Origin of the sequence: Sphingomonas sp. Leaf343, assembly GCF_001423765.1 — a bacterium.
Taxonomy (GTDB): Bacteria; Pseudomonadota; Alphaproteobacteria; order Sphingomonadales; family Sphingomonadaceae; genus Sphingomonas.
In genome coordinates, this window is record NZ_LMPG01000016.1 from 34,575 (window position 1) to 54,261 (window position 19,687).

The following is a 19,687-nucleotide window of genomic DNA, read 5'->3' on the forward strand; positions in this document are numbered from 1 at the left end:
CGCCTCCCGCGCCGTTCGTCGATTCTACGCGCCTTCAGCCGGTGGAACAATGCCGACCGGGGGCGTAGAGGGGCGGCATGTGGCAACTCTATCAATTTCCCCTCTGTCCCTTCTCGCGCAAGATCCGGCTCCAGCTGGGGGAGAAGGGGGTCGGGTACGAACTCGTCCGCGAATCGCCGTGGGAGCGGCGGGACGAATTCCTCGACATGAACCCGACCGGGCAGACGCCGGTGATGGTCGATGCGCAGCGCGGGATCGTGCTGATGGATTCGATGGCGATCGCCGAATATTTCGAGGAGACGGTCGACAAGTCCGCGACGATCAACGGCACCGCGACCAATCGCGCGGAAATCCGCCGGCTGGTGACGTGGTTCGACACGCATTTCTACCGCGACGTGACCGAACGCCTGCTGCACGAACGCATGGTCAAGCGCATCGCGCAGCGGACCGCGCCCGATGCCAAGGGCCTGCGCGAAGCGATGAAGGCGGCGGTCGGGCATCTCGACTATACCGATTACTTGCTCGATCACCGGCAATGGCTGGGCGGCGCGACGATGAGCCTCGCCGATCTCGCGGCGGCGGCGCAGATCTCGATCGCCGACTATCTGGGCGGCATCGACTGGAAGGGGCATGAGCAGACCGCGCGCTGGTATCGCGGGCTGAAGAGCCGGCCCAGCTTCCGCCCCCTGCTCGCCGAGCGGATGGAGATGGTCGCGCCGCCAGCGCACTATGACAATCTGGATTTCTGATGATCGACTATGACGACTTCCTGAAGGTCGACATCCGCGTCGGCACGATCGTCGCCGCCGAGCCGTTCCCGGAGGCGCGCAAGCCGGCGATCAAGCTGGTGATCGACTTCGGTGCGGAGATCGGGCGCAGGCGATCGTCGGCGCAGATCACCGCGCACTATACGCCAGCGTCGCTGGTCGGACGGCAGGTGGCGGCGGTCGTCAACTTTCCGCCACGCCAGATCGGGCCGATGATGTCGGAAGTGCTGACCCTGGGCTTCCCGGACGAAGCGGGCGAGGTCGTACTGATCGGGCCGGAGCGCGCGGTGCCGAACGGCGGACGCCTGTTCTGACTTTCAATCCTCCCCGGCACGGGGAGGGGGACCGCGAAGCGGTGGAGGGGGAGCCACGGGCGACGTCGCTTGAGGCTGCCCCTCCGTCAGCGCTACGCCCTGCCACCTCCCCTTGCAGGGAGGAATGGAGCGGAAGGTCAGTCCGATGCGGCGTTTCGCGGCGGGGTGGCCGGGCACACGGAAGCTGGCGTGCGAAGATTACGAGACATCTTACCTCATGCCCCGGCTTGCAGGACAGAGGTTCCTTTGCCGCCCCCCGCACCCTATCTGCGGAGGCGATGACCGGAATCACCGCACGCCTCGCCGATGGGGTTCGATCGATCGCCGCCGCCGAGTGGGACGCCTGCGCCGGCAGCGGTAATCCGTTCGTCGGCCATGCCTTTTTGAGCGCGCTGGAGGACTCCGGCAGCGTCGGTGGCCGGTCCGGGTGGCAGCCGATCCCGATCGTCGTCGATGATGCCGACGGTTGCCCCGTTGCCATCGCGCCCGCCTATGCCAAGAGCCACAGCCAGGGCGAATATGTCTTCGATCACGGCTGGGCGGACGCGTGGGAGCGGGCGGGCGGCGCCTATTACCCGAAGCTTCAGGTCGCATCGCCGTTCAGCCCGGTACCCGGTCCCCGCCTGCTGCTGCGCGACGACAGCTACGCGCCTGCATTGATCGGTGGGCTGGAGGCGGTGGTCGACCAGCATGGCCTGTCGTCCGCGCATGCGACCTTCGTGACGGAGGCGCAGGTGCCGCTGTTCGAGGCGGCGGGCTGGCTGATCCGTCAGGGGGTGCAGTTCCACTGGGCGAACGACGGCTATGCGACGTTCGACGACTTCCTCGCGGCGCTGGCGAGCCGCAAGCGCAAGGCGATCCGCAAGGAGCGGGCGGCGGCGGTCGAGGGGCTGACGATCCGGCACCTGAGCGGCGCGGCGATCGAGGCGCATCACTGGGATGCGTTCTGGACCTTCTATCAGGATACCGGCAACCGCAAATGGGGCCGGCCGTACCTGACGCGGTCGTTCTTTCCGCTGTTGGGCGAGACGCTGCGCGATCGGGTGCTGCTGATCCTGGCGGAACGGGACGGGGTGCCGATCGCCGGCGCGCTCAACCTGATCGGCGACGATGCGCTGTACGGCCGCTATTGGGGCGCGTGCGAGGAGGTGCCGTTCCTCCATTTCGAACTTTGCTATTATCAGGCGATCGACGCCGCCATCGCCCGCGGCCTCGCCCGCGTGGAGGCGGGGGCGCAGGGCGAGCACAAGCTGGCGCGCGGATATGTGCCGGTGCCGACCTGGTCGGCGCATTACATTCCCGACCCCAACTTCCGCCGCGCCATCGCCGATTTCCTGGAGCGGGAGCGCGCGGGAGTGGAGGCGGAGGCGGATTATCTGGCGGAACTTGCACCCTTCAAGAAGGGCTGAAGCGGCCGGCGGATCGGCATGTCGGCGGGCAGGGGCGGCTGCGTCCGGTCGTCGATCCGATACAGCGTGTCGTCACCGTCGTGCCAGATCGGGGTGAAGCCCGCGACCAGCGCCGGATCGAATTTCGGCGCGTTGACGATCCAGACATAATCGAACGCATCGCGCGGAATCAGCGGCAGCGACCACGCGATCGGCCGCCACCATTCGCCGCGACAGCGCCGGTCGGTGACGATCTGCGACGGATCGTGCGCGAAGCGGCCGGCGGCGCGGTAGCGCGCGGTCAGCAACTGTGCGCCGGCCATCGACCATTGGTCGTTCATATACGCCATGCGCCGGACCATCGCGATGCCGGGCACATGCTCCAGCCGCGAATAGGCCCAGTCGTCGTAGCAGCGCCGGCCGATCATCGTCACCAGCCGCGCGCGCATCGGTACCCTGTCCAGCGCAGTCAGCGTGCGGTCGAACTGTTCGGCATACTGCCAGTAGCTGATCGTTGTTCCCGCCAGCCGCGCCCCGAAGAACGCCAGCCCGATCGCCGCCAATGTCGTCGCGCCGCGCAGCGACAGGCCCCGCTTCGGTCGCAGCGCGATGACCGCGATGGCGAGCGCGAACGGCGCGAGCCGCATATCGGCATAGGCGGAGCCGAACACGATCCGCGGCAGCGCGACGTACACCGCCAGCAGGAACAGCGCCGACAGCCCCAGATTGCGCGAATATTCGATACGCGCGTCGCGGAAGCCCTTGATGAGGATCGCGAACAGCACGAACGCGGAGGCGATATCCCAGAACTGCCAGCGATCGCGCAGGATCATCAACACCCAGTTGATCTTCGCCTGCCAGTTGAACCAGTCGGCGGTCTGGCCGGTGACATGCTCGCCCGACCGCCACACGATCATCAGCACCATCGGCAGCGCCAGCGGCAGGCAACTGAGCCCGGCGCGCACCCACGCCTCCAGCCAGTGCCCGCCCCCGTCGCGGCCGTCCCGACCGCCCTTGCGCAGGTCGTGCTGGCGGATCATCTCCGCCGAGAAGGCGAGCACGCCTAGCACGCCCCAGCCGAACGTGTGGCACAGCCACAACAGGCATGAGAGCGGCACGAACAGGATCGCGCGGAACCGCAACCGGCCGAGCCGTCCCAGCCGCAGCCACAGGGCGAACAGCACGAACGACAGCGCGATCGACAGCGCGAAGTTCACGAAGCCGAACTGGAAGGGGTAGCTGTAGGCCAGCGGCAGCGCGAACAGCGCGGTCGCGGGGATGCGGCCGTGCACTTCGCGCGCGATCCACAACAGGCCGGCGACGGTCAGCACCGGGATGGCCATGACGATCAGCTTCACCGCCAGCTCCAGCCCGAAGACCGGTGTGAGCGGGATGATGAGCAGGTCGATGCCCAGATTGCCGATCAGCTGCCAGCGGAAGTCGAACCACTGATACAGCCACGGATTGTCATTGATCGCGATCTGGACGCGGTACCGGCCCATATGGCCGAGCAGATCGACCAGCGGCGGGATCTCCGGCCGCAACAACGGGATCGCGGCCGCCAGAGCCGCGACCGCAACGAACCACCGTGTCTGCCACCAGTGCAGCTTGTCCCCCTGCATGGCGCGAGCCTTAGGATGCGCGACGAACGCGCGCAATCGCTTAGCGGCGGAGTGCATGTCCCTTACCCCAAGGGGGAGCAGAGATCAGCCGTCGCGGCGACCCAGCAGGCGCAGGCGCAGCGCGTTCAGTTTGATGAAGCCTGCCGCGTCGCGCTGGTCGTAGGCGCCCTGATCGTCCTCGAACGTCACGACCTTTTCCGAGTACAGCGAGTTGGGCGACTTGCGGCCGGTCACGTAGACGCCGCCCTTGTACAGCTTCAGCCGCACCGTGCCCGACACCTTGATCTGGCTATGGTCGACCGCCGCCTGCAGCATCTCGCGCTCCGGCGAGAACCAGAAGCCGTTGTAGACCAGTTCGGCATAGCGCGGCCCGAGTTCGTCCTTCAGATGCGCGGCCCCGCGGTCCAGCGTCAGCTGCTCGATCGCGCGGTGCGCCTGATGCAGGATCGTGCCGCCCGGCGTCTCGTACATGCCGCGCGACTTCATGCCCACGAAGCGGTTCTCGACCAGATCGAGCCGGCCGATGCCGTGCGTGCGCCCATAATCGTTGAGCTTCGCGAGCAGGGACGCGGGCGACAGCCCCTCGCCGTTGATCGCGACCGGATCGCCGCGTTCGAAATCGATCGTGATCGTCTCCGCCGTATCGGGCGCGTTCTCCGGGCTGACGGTGCGCGAGAAGACATATTCCGGCACCTCGTCCCACGGGTCCTCCAGCACCTTGCCCTCGGACGAGGTGTGCAGCAGGTTCGCGTCGGTCGAGAACGGCGCTTCGCCGCGCTTGTCCTTGCTAACCGGGATCTGGTGCGACTCGGCGAATTCGATCAGGCGCGTACGGCTGGTCAGGTCCCATTCGCGCCACGGCGCGATGACCTTGATGTCGGGCGCGAGCGCGTAATAGCCGAGTTCGAAGCGGACCTGATCGTTGCCCTTGCCGGTCGCGCCGTGGGCCACCGCGTCGGCCCCGACCTGCTTGGCGATCTCGACCTGACGCTTGGCGATCAGCGGCCGGGCGATCGACGTACCGAGCAGGTACAGCCCCTCGTACAGGGCGTTCGCGCGCATCATCGGGAAGACGTAGTCGCGCACGAACTCCTCGCGCAGGTCGTCGATGAAGATATGCTCGGGCTTCACGCCCATCAGTTCCGCCTTGGCACGGGCGGGTTCCAGCTCCTCGCCCTGGCCGAGATCGGCGGTGAAGGTCACGACCTCGCAGCCATATTCCTGCTGAAGCCATTTCAGGATCACGCTGGTGTCGAGTCCGCCCGAATAGGCGAGAACCACCTTGTTGATGCCAGAAGCGGAGCGGGTGCGGCTGTCGGTCATGGCGCGCCCCTATTCGCTGCGCCGGTCGCGTGCAACCGGTGGTTCAGGGGGGCAGTGGTTCAGGGGGTAGCGGTTCATGGGCGGTGCAGCCGCGGAGGGCTATGCGCGCGGCCGACATCAATTTTCGTGGAAGCTCCCGATGCGCCTCGTCCTGCTGCCCCTCATCGCCCTGATCGCGGTCCCCGCCGTCGCGCAGGAGACGCGCGCCACCGCAGCGGCGAAGTTCGACAAGGAGTTCACGGCGTCCGATACCGACCGGGACGGCGTGCTGACCCGCGACGAGGTGCAGGCGCGGATCGCGAAGATGGCGGTCGGCAAGCGGCAACTCGACGCGACCCACGCCAAGCGCGTGACCGACCTGTGGTTCGACAACGCCGATGCGAACAAGAACGGCAAGGTCACCAAGGCCGAGGCGCAGGCGCTGCTGGCGAAGACCTTCGCCAAATACGACGCGAACGGCGACGGGCAGGTCGGCACCGACGAACGCGCCGCCGCGGTGGCCGGGATGAAGAAGGGGCGGTAATCCGCCCGATGACTTCCTCCCCGCAAGGGGAGGGAGTTTAACCGCGAAACCCCGCCTCCGCCTCGCCGATATAATCGCGCGTCAGCGGTACGGTGAGGCGGCTCTTCGACAGCTGCACCTGATAATTGCACATGCCGCCGGTGCGGAAGGCCGCCGCCGCGCCCGCGAGATAGAAGGTCCACATCCGGTAGAAGCGCTCGTCGTACAGCGCGACGATCTGGTCCTTCGCCGCCACCGTACGGTCGTACCAGTGGTCGATCGTCAGCGCATAATGGACACGCAGCACCTCGATATCGGTCGGGAACAGCTTGGTGCCCTCATACCCGCGCACGATCTCCGACAGCGCCGGGTTGTACCCGCCTGGAAAGATGTACTTGGTCGTGAAGGTGTCGGTGACGCCGGGCACGCCCATCCGCCCGATCGTGTGCAGCAGCATGACGCCGTCATCGGCCAGCAGGTCGCGGCACTTGCGGAAGAACGCCTTGTAATGCGGCGGGCCGACATGTTCGAACATGCCGACCGACACGATCCGGTCGAATTGGCCGGTGACCGCGCGGTAATCGATCAGCTCGAACTTCACCTTGTCCGCCACACCCGCGGCCTCGGCGCGAGCGCGCGCGACCTTCAGCTGTTCCTCCGACAGGGTGACGCCCAGCACCTCCGCGCCGGTCTTCGCGTGCAGGTACAGCGCCATCCCGCCCCAGCCGCAGCCGATGTCGAGCACCCGCATCCCCGGTTTCAACAGCAATTTGGCGGCGATATGCGCCTTCTTGTCCGCCTGCGCTTGCTCCAGCGTACTGTCGGGATTGGTGAAGTAGGCGCAGCTATACTGGCGGTCGGCGTCGAGGAAGAGGTCGTAGAGCCGGTCCGACAGGTCGTAATGATGTGCGACGTTGCGCTTCGACCGGCGCGCCATGTTCACGCGATCCAGCCGATGGATCATCTCGCCCGCCAGCCTGAGCGGCAGCGACGGCTTCAGCGCACCGCCCCGCTCCCACGGGGTATTGCCCTTCAGCAGGTTGACGAGGTCGCGGATGTCGCCCTGATCGATTACCAGCGTGCCGGCCATGAACGCCTCCGCCGCGCCGAGCGCGGGGTGGCGGACGATGCGACCGGGCGTGGCGCGATCGGTGAAACGGATCGCGACGTCGCGGAAGGCGGGATCGGCGGCGCCCAGTTCGGCGACCTTGCCGTCGGCATGGGTGATACGGAGGCGGCCACGCTTCACGAGGCGGCCGAGGAAACGATCGATCAGAGGCATCGCGGCGCTTTTACTTCGCTAGATGCCTGCATACCAATCATAGTCTACATTGTCCTCCCAATAGCCGCCTTGCCCCTTGCCTATCCCGTTCAGGCTGGCGACCGCGCTCACCTGCATCAGGTATTTGGCGTGTTTATAGCCGAGTTGCCGTTCCACGCGCAGGCGGAGCGGCGCGCCGTTCATCACCGGCAGGAACCGGTCGTTCAACGCCCAGGCGAGGATCGTCTGCGGGTGGAAGGCGTCGACCAGATCGATCGACTCGTAATAGGGTTCGCCCCCGTACAGGTCGGCGCAGGTGAACACGATGTAGCGCGCCGCGTCGCGGAGACCCGCGGCACGCAGCACGGTGCCGAGCTGCGGCCCCTGCCACTTGGCGATGGCACTCCACCCCTCGACACAGTCGTGGCGCGTGATCTGCGCGCGCTGCGGCATCGCGCCAAGGTCGGACAGCGACAGCGACAGCGGCCGCGTCACCAGCCCACCGACCTGCAAGCGCCAGTCGGCGAATCGGCCCGCCTGCAACGCGCGATACGCATCGGTGCCGGGATCGCGCGTGCCGTTGGGCCGGAAGAAGGGCGACCGCTGCGCCGCCGTGAATTCGGGCGCGAGTGCGTTCCGGTCCATCAGCGCGCGATGCAGGCCGCGCTGCATATCCTCGCCCGCGAACAGGATCTTGCGTGCCGCGGGAATCTGCACGACCCGATCGCAGCCGGACAGGATCAGGCCGGCCCCGCCCGCGAGGCCGCCCGTCAGGAGTTTCCGCCGCGCGATCATTCCGGCACCTTCCACTTGCCCGTCACCATAGACCGGACTTCGTTGATCGGGCCCGCGAGGATCACCAGCACCAGATGCACGACCGCGAACAGCGCGATCAGCGTCATCGCGATGAAATGCAGCGAGCGCGCCGACTGTCGCCCGCCGAACAGGTCCAGCACCCACGGCCACGCGGCGTCCATGCCCGGCGACAGCGCGATCCCGGTCAGGATGACGAGCGGCAGGGCGATGAAGATGACGCCGATATAGGACAGCTTCTGGAACACGTTATACTCGCGCGGTCGCTCCGGATCGTGAAAGCGGAAGGCGAGGTGCGCCTTGACGTCGGCCCAGATATGTCCCCGGTTCAGGTCGCGCCGCGTCAGTTTCAGGTCGCGCTGGAAATGCCGGGTGAGCAGGCTGGCGATCATATACGCCAGCAGCCCGAACCCCAGCACCAGCGCGAAGAACAGGTGCCACCGCCGCGATATGGCGAGGTTGTAGCTCGCCGGGATCGTGATCCACGCCGGAAAGCGGGGCAACTGCGCCCATGCCGCATCGAAATTCGCGCCGTATCGCCCCCAGTAGAGCCGCGGATGCGCGTTGGAGATGCCGAGGCCGGAACCGATCAGGATGAAGATCGCGACCGCATTCACCCAGTGCCAGATCCGCGTCGCGATGCCGTGGCGGCGGATCACGGTGCCGGGCGGGGCAACCTTTGGCGGGGCGGCTTCATGCTGATCGTCTGGACCCATGTCGCGCTTGATAGCATTCAGAAGCTCATGACCGAATGGCATTTCTACGAACCCGCGAACGGCCACCGCCTGCCGCACGACCCCCTCAACGCGATCGTCGCGCCGCGGCCGATCGGCTGGATCAGCACGCTGTCCAGCGAGGGCGTCCGCAATCTTGCGCCGTACAGCTTCTTCAACGTGCTGAACTACAAACCACCGCTGATCGGCTTTTCATCGATGGGGTGGAAGGATTCGGTCGCGAATGCGGAGGCGACGGGCGAGTTCGTCTGGAACCTCGCGACGCGGCCGCTGGCGGAGGCGATGAACGCCACGTCGGCGGCGATCGAGGGCGACGAGTTCGCCGCCGCCGGGATCGAGGCCGCGCCCTGCCGCATCGTCGCCCCGCCCCGCGTCGCGGCCAGCCCGGTCGCGTTCGAATGCGTGGTGACCCAGATCGTCCGCCTCGAAACGCGCAACGGCCGCTCGCTCGACCAGTGGCTGGTGATCGGCGAGGCGGTCGGCATCCACATCGACACCTCGCTGCTCGACGACGGCGTCTACCAGACCGCCCGCGCCCGCCCGATCAGCCGGGGCGGCGGCCCGGAAGATTATTTCGAGACGACGCCGGCCACGCTGTTCCGGATACGACGGCCGGGGTGAACCGGCCGTCGTATTCCAGTTCGTCAGGCGTAGCGGACCGTCGTCCGCACCGCCGTGCGACGGCGCATCGCTCCGCCGACCAGCCCGATACCTGCGATCATCAGCGCCCAGCTTGCGGGTTCCGGCACCGCGCCGGCCGCGGTCGTCGCGGTGATCGCCGTATCCGCCACATCCTCGAAACCGATGCTGTTGAGGACGTTGTCCGTGGTGTACGCGAAGCCGTAGAACGTACCGCTTCCCGTCACCGCCCGCAGACCGATGAAGTTACCGCCATTGCTGAAGCGAATGACCGTCGGACCGGCGAACGCGCCGTAATTCATCCCCGGCCCGAACGTCACCGGACCACCACGGCCATCGGTGAAGTTCGTCGTCGGCTCACCGAAGATAGTATTGACCTCGCCGCCGTTCGCCGTGCTGATGGTGATCGGTCCGGCGAACAACTGGCCGTTGAATCCGAAGGTGAAGCGGCTGCCCTGCGTGGTGAAGGTGTACGGTGATGCCGACAGATCCGCGCCGATGCTGGTGATGACCGGCGCTGCCGAGGCCGGAACCGTAAAGCCGAGCATCGAGGCGGCGGCGAGAAGTACTGCGTGCGACGTGATACGCATGGTCGAAATGTCCCCTAAGACGGGTCAGGCGCCATTCGCGCAGGACCTCAAAGGGGTTAACGCCAGATTAACCAACGAGTTTTATCGACGCCGGCAGGAATTTCGGCACCGACGTCCCGAAATGGGACCGCCGCCATAGGGCTGGTGTCGAAGCGTTCTCTAATAACAGACTGCCGCCCCACCCTTGGGTCCCGCCGATTTCGCGCACAGCAGGATCGGTTTCGTCTCGATCAGCTTCAGCGACCGGACCATCTTTTCGGTCGAGGTCTTGTACTTGACGAAATGGGGCGCCCTCAGATGCGCCTCATACGCGGCGCGGCTCGCATAGACCTCCAGCAGGCGGACATGCGTCGGCTCATCCGCGAGCGTAACGGAGTGCAGCATCAGCACGCCCGGCTCCAGCCGCACCGACGCCTCCTGCTCCTCCGCGAGGATCGCCTTGTATGCGTCGATCTGCGCCGGATCGATCTCCAGCTCGGCGATCCGCACCATTGGCGTGCTCTCCGCCGGGACCAGAGCGACGGCGGTCATCGCCAGGATCATGCTCAACATCGCGTCACCTCGAAATCGGTAACGGGCTCACCAGTAAGCCCGCCAGAAGAACACCGCCGTCGTCGCCGCGGTGACGAGGATTGTCCACCACCGCACGACTCCGTCCGGCAGACGCTTGCCGAGATGCGCGCCCAGCCAGCCGCCTGCCAGCCCGCCCGCGATCATCGGCCCGCACGCATCCCATCGCACCAGCCCTGTCGCCATGAACACCAGGGCGGCGGCAAAGTTCGCCGTCGTCAGCATCAGCGTGCGCGGTGCGAACATCGTTCGCGGCGTCTCGCCCGCCAGCAAGCCATAGGTCGCGGTCGTCATGATCCCGACGCCGCCCCCGAAATAGCCGCCATAGGTGCCGAGCAGCGCCTGCGCGACGAACAGCGTCGTGCGCCCGATCGTCACGCGCCGCCGCAACCACTCCGACAGGCGCGCGCCGAACGCGATCGCCAGGAATGCGATCAGCAGCAGCCACGGCACGATCACGTCGAACGCGGCGGCGGGCGTCGCCACCAGCAGCGCGCTGCCCGTCAGCCCGGTGGCGAAGGTGATGCCCGCCAGCATCCGCACCGACACGCCGCCGACCGGCCGCAATTCGTCGCGGAACGTCCATGCGCTCGCCGCCGCACCCGGCATCAGCGCCAGATTAGACGTGGCGTTGGCGATGTTGGCGGGCGTGCCCATGGCCAGCAGCGCCGGCATCGTCGCGAAGGTGCCACCCCCCGCCAGCGCGTTCATCGCCCCGCCGACCACGCCCGCCCCGGCGGCGAGCGCGATCGTCGTGACGTCAAGCAAGCGCGGCGGCTTCGATCGTCTCGTCCGCAGCCGCCTCTGCCGCTTCGCGGTCCAGCTGCGCGCGACTCTTCTTCTCGGCGGCGGTCTTCAACTGGCCGCAGGCGGCGTCGATGTCGCGCCCGCGCGGCGTGCGGACGGGGGCGGAGATGCCGCCGCCGAACACGATGTCGGAAAACGCACGGATGCGCTCCGGCGTGGAGCATTCATATTCCGCGCCCGGCCACGGGTTGAACGGGATCAGGTTCACCTTCGCCGGCAGGTCGTAATGGCGCAGCAGCCGGACCAGCTCGCGCGCATCCGCGTCGCTGTCGTTCTTGCCCTTCAGCATGACGTATTCGAACGTGATGCGGCGCGCATTGTTGGCGCCGGGATAATCGGAGCAGGCCTGAAGCAATTGTTCGATGCCGTATTTGCGGTTGAGCGGCACGATCTCGTCGCGCACGTCCTTCGTCACCGCGTGCAGCGACACCGCGAGGTTGACGCCGATCTCCTCGCCGGCCCGCGCCATCATCGGCACCACGCCCGACGTCGACAGCGTGATCCGCCGCTTCGACAGCGCCAGCCCGTCGCCGTCCATCACCAGCTTCAGCGCGTCGCGGACATTGTCGAAATTGTACAGCGGCTCGCCCATGCCCATCATGACGATATTGGTCAGCATCCGCCCCTCCGGCTGCGACGGCCACTCGCCCAGCGAATCGCGCGCCAGCATCACCTGACCGACGATCTCGCCCGCGGTCAGGTTGCGCACCAGCCGCATCGTGCCGGTGTGGCAGAAGGTGCAGTTGAGGGTGCAGCCGACCTGACTCGACACGCACAAGGTTCCGCGATCGGCATCGGGGATGAACACCATCTCGTAATCCTGCGCGTCCGGCGACCGCAGCAGCCATTTGCGCGTGCCGTCGGTCGACACCTGCGCCTCGACCACCTCCGGCCGGCCGACGACGAAGCGTTCGGTCAACCACGGATGCTGCGCCTTGGCGATGTCCGTCATCTGCGCGAACTCGGTCGCGCCGCGATTGTACAGCCAGTGCCAGATCTGCTTCGCGCGCAGCTTCGCCTGACGCGCGTCCATGCCGGCGGTGGCCAGCGTCTCGCGCAACTGGTCCTTGGACAGGCCGATCAGGTCGACACGCCCGTCGGGTCGCGGCGCCAGATTACGCGGAACGGGCACGGGATCGATATGCCCGGGAATGGGCATGGGGGGCGACGAAGCTGTCAGCATCGGCCGCGCCTAGCAGAAAATCGGGCCGATCGCCACTGTGGTGCATCATTGTCTGCAAATCTGCAACCGTTCGCCCTCAGCCTGTCGAGGGGCAACCCTCCCCAACCCGAGCTCTGGGGGCGAGCGGGGCTTCGACACGCTCGGCCCGAACCGTCGTGGATGGGGCGGGTCGGACGGGGGCGTTTACGGCGAAGCCGCGCTACCCCGCGCAGGCCAGCACGGCGGCGTCGATCGCGGTCGCCGCGCCGCTCAGCGCGTAGCTGTCGGCGAACGGACGGCCGCTCGCGCCGACCGCCTCCACGCTCATGCTGCGGCCCGACCGCAGCGCCGCGACGATCGCACGGTCGCTGGCGGCGTCGGCGGCCCAGGCATCGACCGCGTTGCCGACGAGTTCGAACCGGCGCTCGCCGATGGTCAGCGTCACCGGTGCGGCGCGGCTGCGTTCGCGGCTCAACCGGACATGGAGCGACGCGCGCAGCCGCTTGGCGGGCCAGTTGCCGACGCTGGCGAACGGTCGCCAGCGTGCCGCTCCACCCGCGACGACCGGCTGCGCGATGGCGTAGCAGCGGTCCGGATCGCGGAATGCCGCCCAGCCCTTGTACACACCGATCGTCTCGCGCGCCGCCGCTGGCCCGGCCGCCAGCAGCAACAGCAGTGCCAGCGCCTTCATGCCGGCGCCCGCCCGGAGCCGTGATGGATCACCGTCTCGCGTCCACCCTCGATCATCACCACCGATCCCTGCGGCAGTCCCGCCGCGATCGGTGCGCCCAGTTCCGGATCGTTCGGCAGCCCCGTCATGACGCCGCGCATCACCCGGCTGGAGATACCGTGCATCACGACCAGCCGGTCGCCGGGCGCATCGCTGTCGGACAGCCAGCCGCCGACCCGCGCCGCGATCATCGGATAGGTTTCCCCGTCCGGCGCGGCGACCAGCGCCCCGTCCGCGCGGACGATCGATCCGCCATGCTCCGCGGCGACATCGGCATAGCTGCGCCCGCCCCACGAACCGGTGCCGATCTCCACCAGCCGCGCGTCCGTCCGCACCGCGTGCCAGTCCAGCCCCAGATGTTCCGCGACGATCGCCAGCGTCTGGAGCGCACGATCGGTCGGCGACGCCCAGAGCTCCAGCCGTGGCGATACGCCCAGTTCCACCCGCAGCGCCGCCCCGATCGTATCCGCCTGCGCAAAACCGGCGCGGGTCAGCGGCGTGTGCGGCGCGTCGCCCTGCAACCGCGCGGCGGCGTTGAACACGGTCTCGCCATGGCGCGCGATGAAGTCCCGACCCTGCCGCATGCGCTCGCTTTCCGGCGGCGATGCGCGCAATGCAACGGCTTTCGGCGGTGGCGCGCTGTCCTACAGCCGGACGGATGCGGTATGACGGGCGGATGCGCCGTGCCGTCGCCCCCCTCCTGTCCCTGCGCTGGCCCCCGTGATGCCGCCGCCGATGTGGCGAATGGTCCCGGCTGCGCGCGATATCCCGTGACCTTCGGGACCTTTCGCGCGGCGCGCCGCATCGCACCGGTTCTGCCGGTCACCGCACATTAACCGTCACGCGATGACGAGTCCCACCTTGCCCAAGCCGATGTTTCGGCTAGGACTGACCGTCATTTCGGCCGGAATCGGGCCCGGGGGATCATGATGAAGGCGACGATCGAACGCGCGACGCTCCTGAAGGGGCTGAGCCATGTCCAGTCCGTGGTGGAGCGCCGCAACACCATACCCATTCTCTCCAACGTCCTGCTCGAAGCGACGGCGGAGGGCGTGCTGAAGATGATGGCGACCGACCTCGATCTTCAGATCAACGAATCGGTGCAGGCCGCCGTCGACCAGCCGGGCGCGACGACCGTGTCCGCGCACACGCTGTTCGACATCGCCCGCAAGCTGCCGGAAGGTAGCCAGGTGTCGCTGTCCGCGGCCGAGGGGCGGATGACGATCGTCGCCGGTCGCGCGCGCTTCTCGCTCGGCACGCTGCCGCGCGACGACTTCCCGGTGATTGCCGAGGGCGAGCTGCCGACGCAGTTCGAACTGCCGGCCGACACGCTGAAGCAGATCATCGACAAGACCCGCTTCGCGATCTCGACCGAAGAGACGCGCTATTACCTGAACGGCATCTTCCTGCACGTCGCGGGCGGCGACGGGTCGGACCCGGTGCTGAAGGCGGCGGCGACGGACGGCCACCGGCTGGCGCGCGTCACGCTGCCCCGGCCCGAGGGCGCGGAGAACATGCCCGACGTGATCGTGCCGCGCAAATGCGTGGCGGAGCTGCGCAAGCTGCTCGACGAGGTCGACGGTTCGGTCGGCGTGTCGCTGTCCGGCACCAAGATCCGGTTCGACCTCGGCCGCGCGCTGCTGACGTCGAAGCTGATCGACGGCACCTTCCCCGATTATTCGCGCGTCATCCCGACCGGCAACGACAAGATCCTGAAGCTCGATCCGAAGAGCTTCATGCAGGGCGTCGACCGCGTCTCCACGATCGCGACGGAAAAGACCCGCGCGGTGAAGATGGCGCTCGACCGCGACAAGATCACGCTGTCAGTCACCAGCCCCGAAAACGGCACTGCGGCGGAGGAAGTCCCCGGCGACTATATCGCCGCGCCGTTCGAGATCGGCTTCAACAGCCGCTATCTGATGGACATTCTCGGCCAGATCGACGGCGATCTGGTGGAGGTCCACCTCGCCGATGCCGCCGCTCCCACCCTGATCCGCGAGAACGACAAGAGCCCGGCGCTCTACGTGCTGATGCCGATGCGGGTGTGATTGCGATGTTGGACCTCCGCGCATAGATTGCGCGCGGAGGCGACGGATATGGATGCGTACATACTGTCCGATGCGGATCAGCGTTTGGCGGAATTCGTCGATCGCCTGAAGGAAGGCGAAGGCGCGGAGATCGTGCGTGATGGCCGTGTGGTGGCTCGATTGATCGTCGAGACATCGTCGCCTTTCAAGGCAACCCGGCATAAGGCAGCGATGGAGCGCATCCGCGCGGCAACATCGGGGATGGCCGTCGATCCGACCGACAGCGTAGCCGAAATGCGGAAACAGGCCCGCTATTAGTGATCTATTGCGATACTTCGTTGATCGTCTCCGTTCTGACGGAAGAGGCCCCGACGGAACGGATGCGTGAATGGATGGCGAACGTCGATGATCCTCTGGCGATCAGCGACTGGACCTTGACCGAAGTGGCGAGCGCTCTGGCGATGAAGCAACGCCGGGACGTGTTGACAGCCGACGAGCGCAACGTGGTCGAACACGAGTGGTCGGAGATGCAGTCGCAAATCTTCGATCGGGTGCCAATCGAAGCGAAGCATTTCCATCGCGCGGCCAAACTGGTCGACGCCGCGCCCCGTGGATTGCGACCCGGTGACGCTCTGCACCTTGCCGTCGTGCTGGATCGTAACTGCGCCTTCGCGACACTCGACCTCGGTCTGGGCGCGGCAGCCGCCGTCTTCGGCGTCATCGTTCACCCTTGATCGCCCGTCTCACCCTCACCGATTTCCGCAATCACGCCGCGCTGTCGCTGTCGCCCGGTGGCGGGTTCGTGGTGCTGACGGGGGAGAACGGCGCGGGCAAGACCAATGTGCTGGAGGCGGTGTCGCTGCTCGCCCCCGGCCGCGGGCTGCGCCGCGCCAGCCTGTCGGCGATGGCCCGGCAGGAGGGTGCGGGCGGGTTCGGCGTCGCCGCGACGGTGGCGGGCGATGTCGAGGTCGCGACCGGCACGCTCGCCTCCGCGCCCGAGCGCCGCATCGTGCGCGTGCAGGGCGCGACCGCCGCCGCGACCACGCTGCCGGAATGGTTGACGGTGCTGTGGCTCACCCCCGCCACCGACCGGCTGTTCGTGGAGCCGGCGGGGGAGCGCCGCCGTTTCCTAGACCGGCTGACGCTGGCGCTGTCGCCCGGTCACGCCGTCCACGCCACCCGCTACGAAGCGGCGATGCGGGAGCGCAACCGCCTGCTCGCCGACGATCGCCCTGCCGATCCGAGCTGGCTCGACGCGCTGGAGGCGCGGATGGTGGAGCATGGCGCGGCGTTGGACACGGCCCGCGTCGCGACCGTCACGCTGCTGGCCGAGCGGCTGGCGAACGCACCCGCCGGACCGTTCCCGCGCGCCGGGCTGGCGCTGGAGGGGGAGGCGGTGGAGCCGGACGCGTTCCAGCGCGCGCTGGCGCTCGGACGGCGGCGCGATGCGGCGGCGGGGCGGACACTCACCGGACCACACCGCGCGGACCTCGCCGTGACGCATCTCGACAAGGGCCAGGCGGCGGCACTGGCATCGACCGGGGAGCAGAAGGCGCTGCTGCTCGGTATCGTGCTGGCGCATGCCGAACTGGTGGCGGAACGGACCGGACGCGCGCCGGTGCTGCTGCTGGACGAGGTCGCCGCGCATCTCGATCCGGTGCGGCGCGCGGCGCTGTTCGATCGGCTGGCGGGGCGCGGCCAGACATGGATGACGGGTACCGAACCCGGCTTGTTCGACGCGATCGGTGCGGAGGCGACCCGCGTGGCGCTCGGCTGACGCGCAAAAGCCATTTCGCTTTCGTTACACGCCCCGAATCCCTATATGCTCGGCATGGCAACCGACCCCCAGAACGCTCCGAACACCAACGACTATGGCGCCTCCTCGATCAAGGTGCTGAAGGGCCTCGACGCCGTGCGCAAGCGGCCGGGCATGTATATCGGCGACACCGACGACGGGTCGGGCCTGCACCACATGGTCTTCGAGGTCAGCGACAACGCCATCGACGAGGCGCTGGCGGGGCATTGCGACCTTATCGACATCACGCTGAACCCCGACGGATCGGTGTCCGTCACCGACAACGGGCGCGGCATCCCGACCGGCATCCACCCGGAGGAAGGCGTATCCGCGGCCGAGGTCATCATGACCCAGCTCCACGCCGGCGGTAAGTTCGAGAACACGTCGGACGACAATGCGTACAAGGTGTCGGGCGGTCTGCACGGCGTCGGCGTCTCGGTGGTGAACGCGCTGTCCGAGTTCCTCGACCTGACGATCTGGCGTGACGGGGAGGAGCATTACATGCGCTTCGCGTTCGGCGATGCGGTCGCCCCGCTCAAGGTGGTCGGCCCGGCGGAGGGCAAGAAGGGGACGCGCGTCACGTTCCTGCCCAGCCCCGCGACGTTCAAGATCGTCGAGTTCGATTTCGAGAAGCTGGAGCACCGCTATCGCGAGCTGGCATTCCTGAACTCCGGCGTCCGCCTGTTCCTGACCGATGCCCGCCATGACGAGCCCAAGACGGTGGAGCTGTATTACGAAGGCGGCATCGCCGCGTTCGTGAAATGGCTGGACCGCGCCAAGTCGCCGCTGTTCCCGGAGCCGATCGCGATCCACGGCCAGCGGGACGAGGTCGGCATCGATGTCGCGCTGGAGTGGAACGACAGCTATTACGAGAACGTCCTCGCCTTCACCAACAACATTCCACAGCGCGACGGCGGCACCCATCTCGCGGCGTTCCGCGCCGCGCTGACGCGCACGCTCAACACCTATGCCGACAAATCGGGGTTGCTGAAGAAGGAGAAGGTGTCGCTGACCGGCGACGACATGCGCGAGGGGCTGACCGCGATCGTCTCCGTCAAGCTGCCCGATCCCAAATTCTCGTCGCAGACCAAGGACAAGCTGGTGTCGTCCGAGGTCCGCCAGCCGCTCGAATCGCTGATGGCGGACAAGCTGGCCGAATGGCTGGACGAAAATCCGGCGCACGCGCGCAGCATTGTCGGCAAGGTCATCGACGCCGCCGCCGCGCGCGAAGCCGCCAAGCGCGCGCGCGAATTGACCCGCCGCAAGGGCGCGATGGACATCGCCTCGCTGCCCGGCAAGCTGGCCGATTGTCAGGAGCGTGACCCCGCCAAGTCCGAGCTGTTCCTGGTCGAGGGCGATTCCGCCGGCGGCTCCGCGAAGCAGGGCCGCGACCGCCATTTCCAGGCGATCCTGCCGCTCAGGGGCAAGATCCTTAACACCGAACGCGCGCGGTTCGACCGCATGATTTCCTCGAAGGAGATCGGCACGCTGATCCAGGCGATGGGCACCGGCATCGGTCGCGACGAGTTCAACGCCGACAAGCTGCGCTATCACAAGATCGTCATCATGACGGACGCCGACGTCGACGGCGCGCATATCCGCACGCTGCTGCTGACGTTCTTCTATCGCCAGATGCCGGAACTCATCACCCGCGGCCATCTCTTCATCGCCCAGCCGCCGCTCTACAAGGCGACCAAGGGCCGGTCGGAAGTCTATCTGAAGGACGATGCCGCGCTCGACGACTACCTCGTCGATGCGGGCGTGCAGATGATGGTGCTGGAGACGTCGGCGGGCCCGCGCACGGGCGCCGACCTGCGGGACCTGACCGACCACGCGCGCCGGATGCGGACGCTGATGCGCTACGTCCCGCGCCGGTATGACGCAGGCATCATCGAGGTGCTGGCGCTGGCCGGCGCGCTCGACCCGACGCTGTCGCGCGACCAGCGCGCGGCGACGGTGGCGGAGGTGACGCGGCGGCTGGAGTCGGGCGATCTGGGTGAGGCGCGCTGGTCTGCGCGGCTGACCGAAGAGGGGGGCATCCATTTCGAACGGCTGTGGCGCGGCGTGACCGACCACCACATCGTCGAAGCGAGCTTCATCTCTTCGGCGGAGGCGCGCAAGCTGCACACGCTGGCGGCGGAACAGGCCGCGAGCTTTGCACAGCAGGCGAAGTTGTCGCCTCTGCGCGGCGCGGCTGCACCGGTCGTCGAGGACGCGCCGATGACGGACGACGGCGACGAGGATGGCGATGACGGCAGCGAGGGCCAGATCGGCACCGCAGAGACCCAAGTGCCGGCGGGCACGCTGGGCCGTGGCGAGAGCCGGGTCGCGCGACCGTCGCAGTTGCTCGACGCGATCCTGACCGCGGGCCGCAAGGGGCTGGCGATCCAGCGCTACAAGGGGCTGGGCGAGATGAACGCCGAACAGCTGTGGGAGACGACGCTCGACCCGTCGAACCGCACGATGCTGCGCGTGACGAGCGAGGACGTGTCGGCCGCCGACATGATCTTCACGCAGTTGATGGGCGAAGTCGTCGAACCCCGCCGCGAATTCATTCAAGACAATGCGCTGAACGTCGCCAATCTGGACGTCTGAGGGCTCTTTCGCCCTCACCCGTACGAAAGGCTGGGGCGGGGCCTTTGA

21 protein-coding genes are annotated in these 19,687 nt (G+C 67.5%); 10 read left to right on the forward strand and 11 right to left on the reverse strand.

Annotation, left to right across the window (positions count from 1 at the left end):
* Positions 1–77: 77 nt before the first annotated feature.
* From ASG07_RS15540 to ASG07_RS15550, 3 genes are all read left to right on the forward strand, one after another.
* Positions 78–749: a glutathione S-transferase family protein gene (locus tag ASG07_RS15540; RefSeq protein ID WP_055848984.1), complete on the forward strand. Its 672-nt coding sequence runs from the start codon at positions 78–80 to the stop codon at positions 747–749.
* Positions 749–1,081 (forward strand): tRNA-binding protein, encoded by a 333-nt coding sequence (locus tag ASG07_RS15545; RefSeq protein ID WP_055848988.1) that lies wholly within the window; start codon positions 749–751, stop codon positions 1,079–1,081. The genes ASG07_RS15540 and ASG07_RS15545 overlap by 1 nt, the downstream gene beginning before the upstream one ends.
* Before the next feature lie 278 nt (positions 1,082–1,359).
* Positions 1,360–2,490 carry a GNAT family N-acetyltransferase gene (locus ASG07_RS15550; RefSeq protein ID WP_055848991.1) on the forward strand — a complete coding sequence of 377 codons (1,131 nt, stop codon included), beginning with the start codon at positions 1,360–1,362 and terminating at the stop codon, positions 2,488–2,490.
* Here ASG07_RS15550 and ASG07_RS15555 read toward each other — a convergent pair.
* Both ASG07_RS15555 and ASG07_RS15560 read right to left on the reverse strand, forming a co-directional pair.
* Positions 2,454–4,091, reverse strand: coding sequence for a hypothetical protein (locus ASG07_RS15555; protein ID WP_055848996.1), 1,638 nt, complete (start codon positions 4,089–4,091; stop codon positions 2,454–2,456). The two genes, ASG07_RS15550 and ASG07_RS15555, sit on opposite strands and share 37 nt — an antisense overlap.
* Before the next feature lie 84 nt (positions 4,092–4,175).
* Positions 4,176–5,414 (reverse strand): argininosuccinate synthase, encoded by a 1,239-nt coding sequence (locus ASG07_RS15560; protein WP_055848999.1) that lies wholly within the window; start codon positions 5,412–5,414, stop codon positions 4,176–4,178.
* Between the two features lie 139 nt (positions 5,415–5,553).
* On the opposite strand from ASG07_RS15560, the gene ASG07_RS15565 reads away from it, so the two are divergent.
* Positions 5,554–5,937 (forward strand): hypothetical protein, encoded by a 384-nt coding sequence (locus ASG07_RS15565; RefSeq protein WP_055849457.1) that lies wholly within the window; start codon positions 5,554–5,556, stop codon positions 5,935–5,937.
* Between the two features lie 37 nt (positions 5,938–5,974).
* Here ASG07_RS15565 and ASG07_RS15570 read toward each other — a convergent pair whose 3' ends face one another.
* From ASG07_RS15570 to ASG07_RS15580, 3 genes are read right to left on the reverse strand one after another with little or no spacing between them, the layout of a single operon-like run.
* On the reverse strand, positions 5,975–7,198 hold the full coding sequence (locus ASG07_RS15570) for an SAM-dependent methyltransferase (protein ID WP_055849004.1): 1,224 nt from the start codon (positions 7,196–7,198) through the stop codon (positions 5,975–5,977).
* A gap of 18 nt (positions 7,199–7,216) precedes the next feature.
* Positions 7,217–7,972 carry a molybdopterin-dependent oxidoreductase gene (locus ASG07_RS15575; protein ID WP_055849007.1) on the reverse strand — a complete coding sequence of 252 codons (756 nt, stop codon included), beginning with the start codon at positions 7,970–7,972 and terminating at the stop codon, positions 7,217–7,219.
* A complete protein-coding gene (locus ASG07_RS15580) occupies positions 7,969–8,706 on the reverse strand; it encodes a cytochrome b/b6 domain-containing protein (RefSeq protein ID WP_055849460.1) in 738 nt (245 codons plus the stop codon). The genes ASG07_RS15575 and ASG07_RS15580 overlap by 4 nt, the downstream gene beginning before the upstream one ends.
* A 27-nt stretch (positions 8,707–8,733) precedes the next feature.
* On the opposite strand from ASG07_RS15580, the gene ASG07_RS15585 reads away from it, so the two are divergent.
* A complete protein-coding gene (locus ASG07_RS15585) occupies positions 8,734–9,345 on the forward strand; it encodes a flavin reductase family protein (RefSeq protein WP_055849009.1) in 612 nt (203 codons plus the stop codon).
* 23 nt (positions 9,346–9,368) lie between these two features.
* Here ASG07_RS15585 and ASG07_RS15590 read toward each other — a convergent pair whose 3' ends face one another.
* The 6 genes from ASG07_RS15590 to ASG07_RS15615 form a co-directional block, all read right to left on the reverse strand.
* Positions 9,369–9,953 carry a PEPxxWA-CTERM sorting domain-containing protein gene (locus ASG07_RS15590; protein WP_082474866.1) on the reverse strand — a complete coding sequence of 195 codons (585 nt, stop codon included), beginning with the start codon at positions 9,951–9,953 and terminating at the stop codon, positions 9,369–9,371.
* Between the two features lie 159 nt (positions 9,954–10,112).
* The gene (locus ASG07_RS15595; RefSeq protein WP_082474867.1) at positions 10,113–10,505 is read right to left on the reverse strand and encodes a putative quinol monooxygenase; all 393 of its coding nucleotides are present in this window, start codon (positions 10,503–10,505) and stop codon (positions 10,113–10,115) included.
* Between the two features lie 27 nt (positions 10,506–10,532).
* Positions 10,533–11,291 (reverse strand): sulfite exporter TauE/SafE family protein, encoded by a 759-nt coding sequence (locus ASG07_RS15600; protein ID WP_055849016.1) that lies wholly within the window; start codon positions 11,289–11,291, stop codon positions 10,533–10,535.
* The gene (gene rlmN, locus ASG07_RS15605; RefSeq protein WP_236694742.1) at positions 11,284–12,489 is read right to left on the reverse strand and encodes a 23S rRNA (adenine(2503)-C(2))-methyltransferase RlmN; all 1,206 of its coding nucleotides are present in this window, start codon (positions 12,487–12,489) and stop codon (positions 11,284–11,286) included. The genes ASG07_RS15600 and rlmN overlap by 8 nt, the downstream gene beginning before the upstream one ends.
* A 223-nt stretch (positions 12,490–12,712) precedes the next feature.
* The gene (locus ASG07_RS15610; RefSeq protein ID WP_055849024.1) at positions 12,713–13,183 is read right to left on the reverse strand and encodes a hypothetical protein; all 471 of its coding nucleotides are present in this window, start codon (positions 13,181–13,183) and stop codon (positions 12,713–12,715) included.
* Positions 13,180–13,806 (reverse strand): histidine phosphatase family protein, encoded by a 627-nt coding sequence (locus tag ASG07_RS15615; protein WP_055849027.1) that lies wholly within the window; start codon positions 13,804–13,806, stop codon positions 13,180–13,182. The genes ASG07_RS15610 and ASG07_RS15615 overlap by 4 nt, the downstream gene beginning before the upstream one ends.
* Before the next feature lie 345 nt (positions 13,807–14,151).
* Here ASG07_RS15615 and dnaN point away from each other — a divergent pair, with 345 nt between their 5' ends.
* Genes dnaN through gyrB form a run of 5 tightly spaced genes read left to right on the forward strand, consistent with a single transcriptional unit; the run spans position 14,152 to position 19,639 of the window.
* Entirely contained in the window at positions 14,152–15,270 is a 1,119-nt protein-coding gene (gene dnaN, locus ASG07_RS15620; protein WP_055849032.1) for a DNA polymerase III subunit beta, read from the forward strand.
* A 27-nt stretch (positions 15,271–15,297) separates the two neighbouring features.
* Positions 15,298–15,567, forward strand: a complete 270-nt coding sequence (locus tag ASG07_RS15625; protein WP_236694743.1) for a hypothetical protein — start codon at positions 15,298–15,300, stop codon at positions 15,565–15,567.
* On the forward strand, positions 15,567–15,983 hold the full coding sequence (locus tag ASG07_RS15630) for a type II toxin-antitoxin system VapC family toxin (protein ID WP_055849038.1): 417 nt from the start codon (positions 15,567–15,569) through the stop codon (positions 15,981–15,983). Before ASG07_RS15625 ends, ASG07_RS15630 begins: the two co-directional genes overlap by 1 nt.
* Positions 15,980–17,026 (forward strand): DNA replication/repair protein RecF, encoded by a 1,047-nt coding sequence (gene recF / locus ASG07_RS15635; protein ID WP_055849041.1) that lies wholly within the window; start codon positions 15,980–15,982, stop codon positions 17,024–17,026. Before ASG07_RS15630 ends, recF begins: the two co-directional genes overlap by 4 nt.
* A 45-nt stretch (positions 17,027–17,071) precedes the next feature.
* Positions 17,072–19,639: a DNA topoisomerase (ATP-hydrolyzing) subunit B gene (gyrB, locus tag ASG07_RS15640; protein WP_443024614.1), complete on the forward strand. Its 2,568-nt coding sequence runs from the start codon at positions 17,072–17,074 to the stop codon at positions 19,637–19,639.
* Positions 19,640–19,687 lie beyond the last annotated feature (48 nt).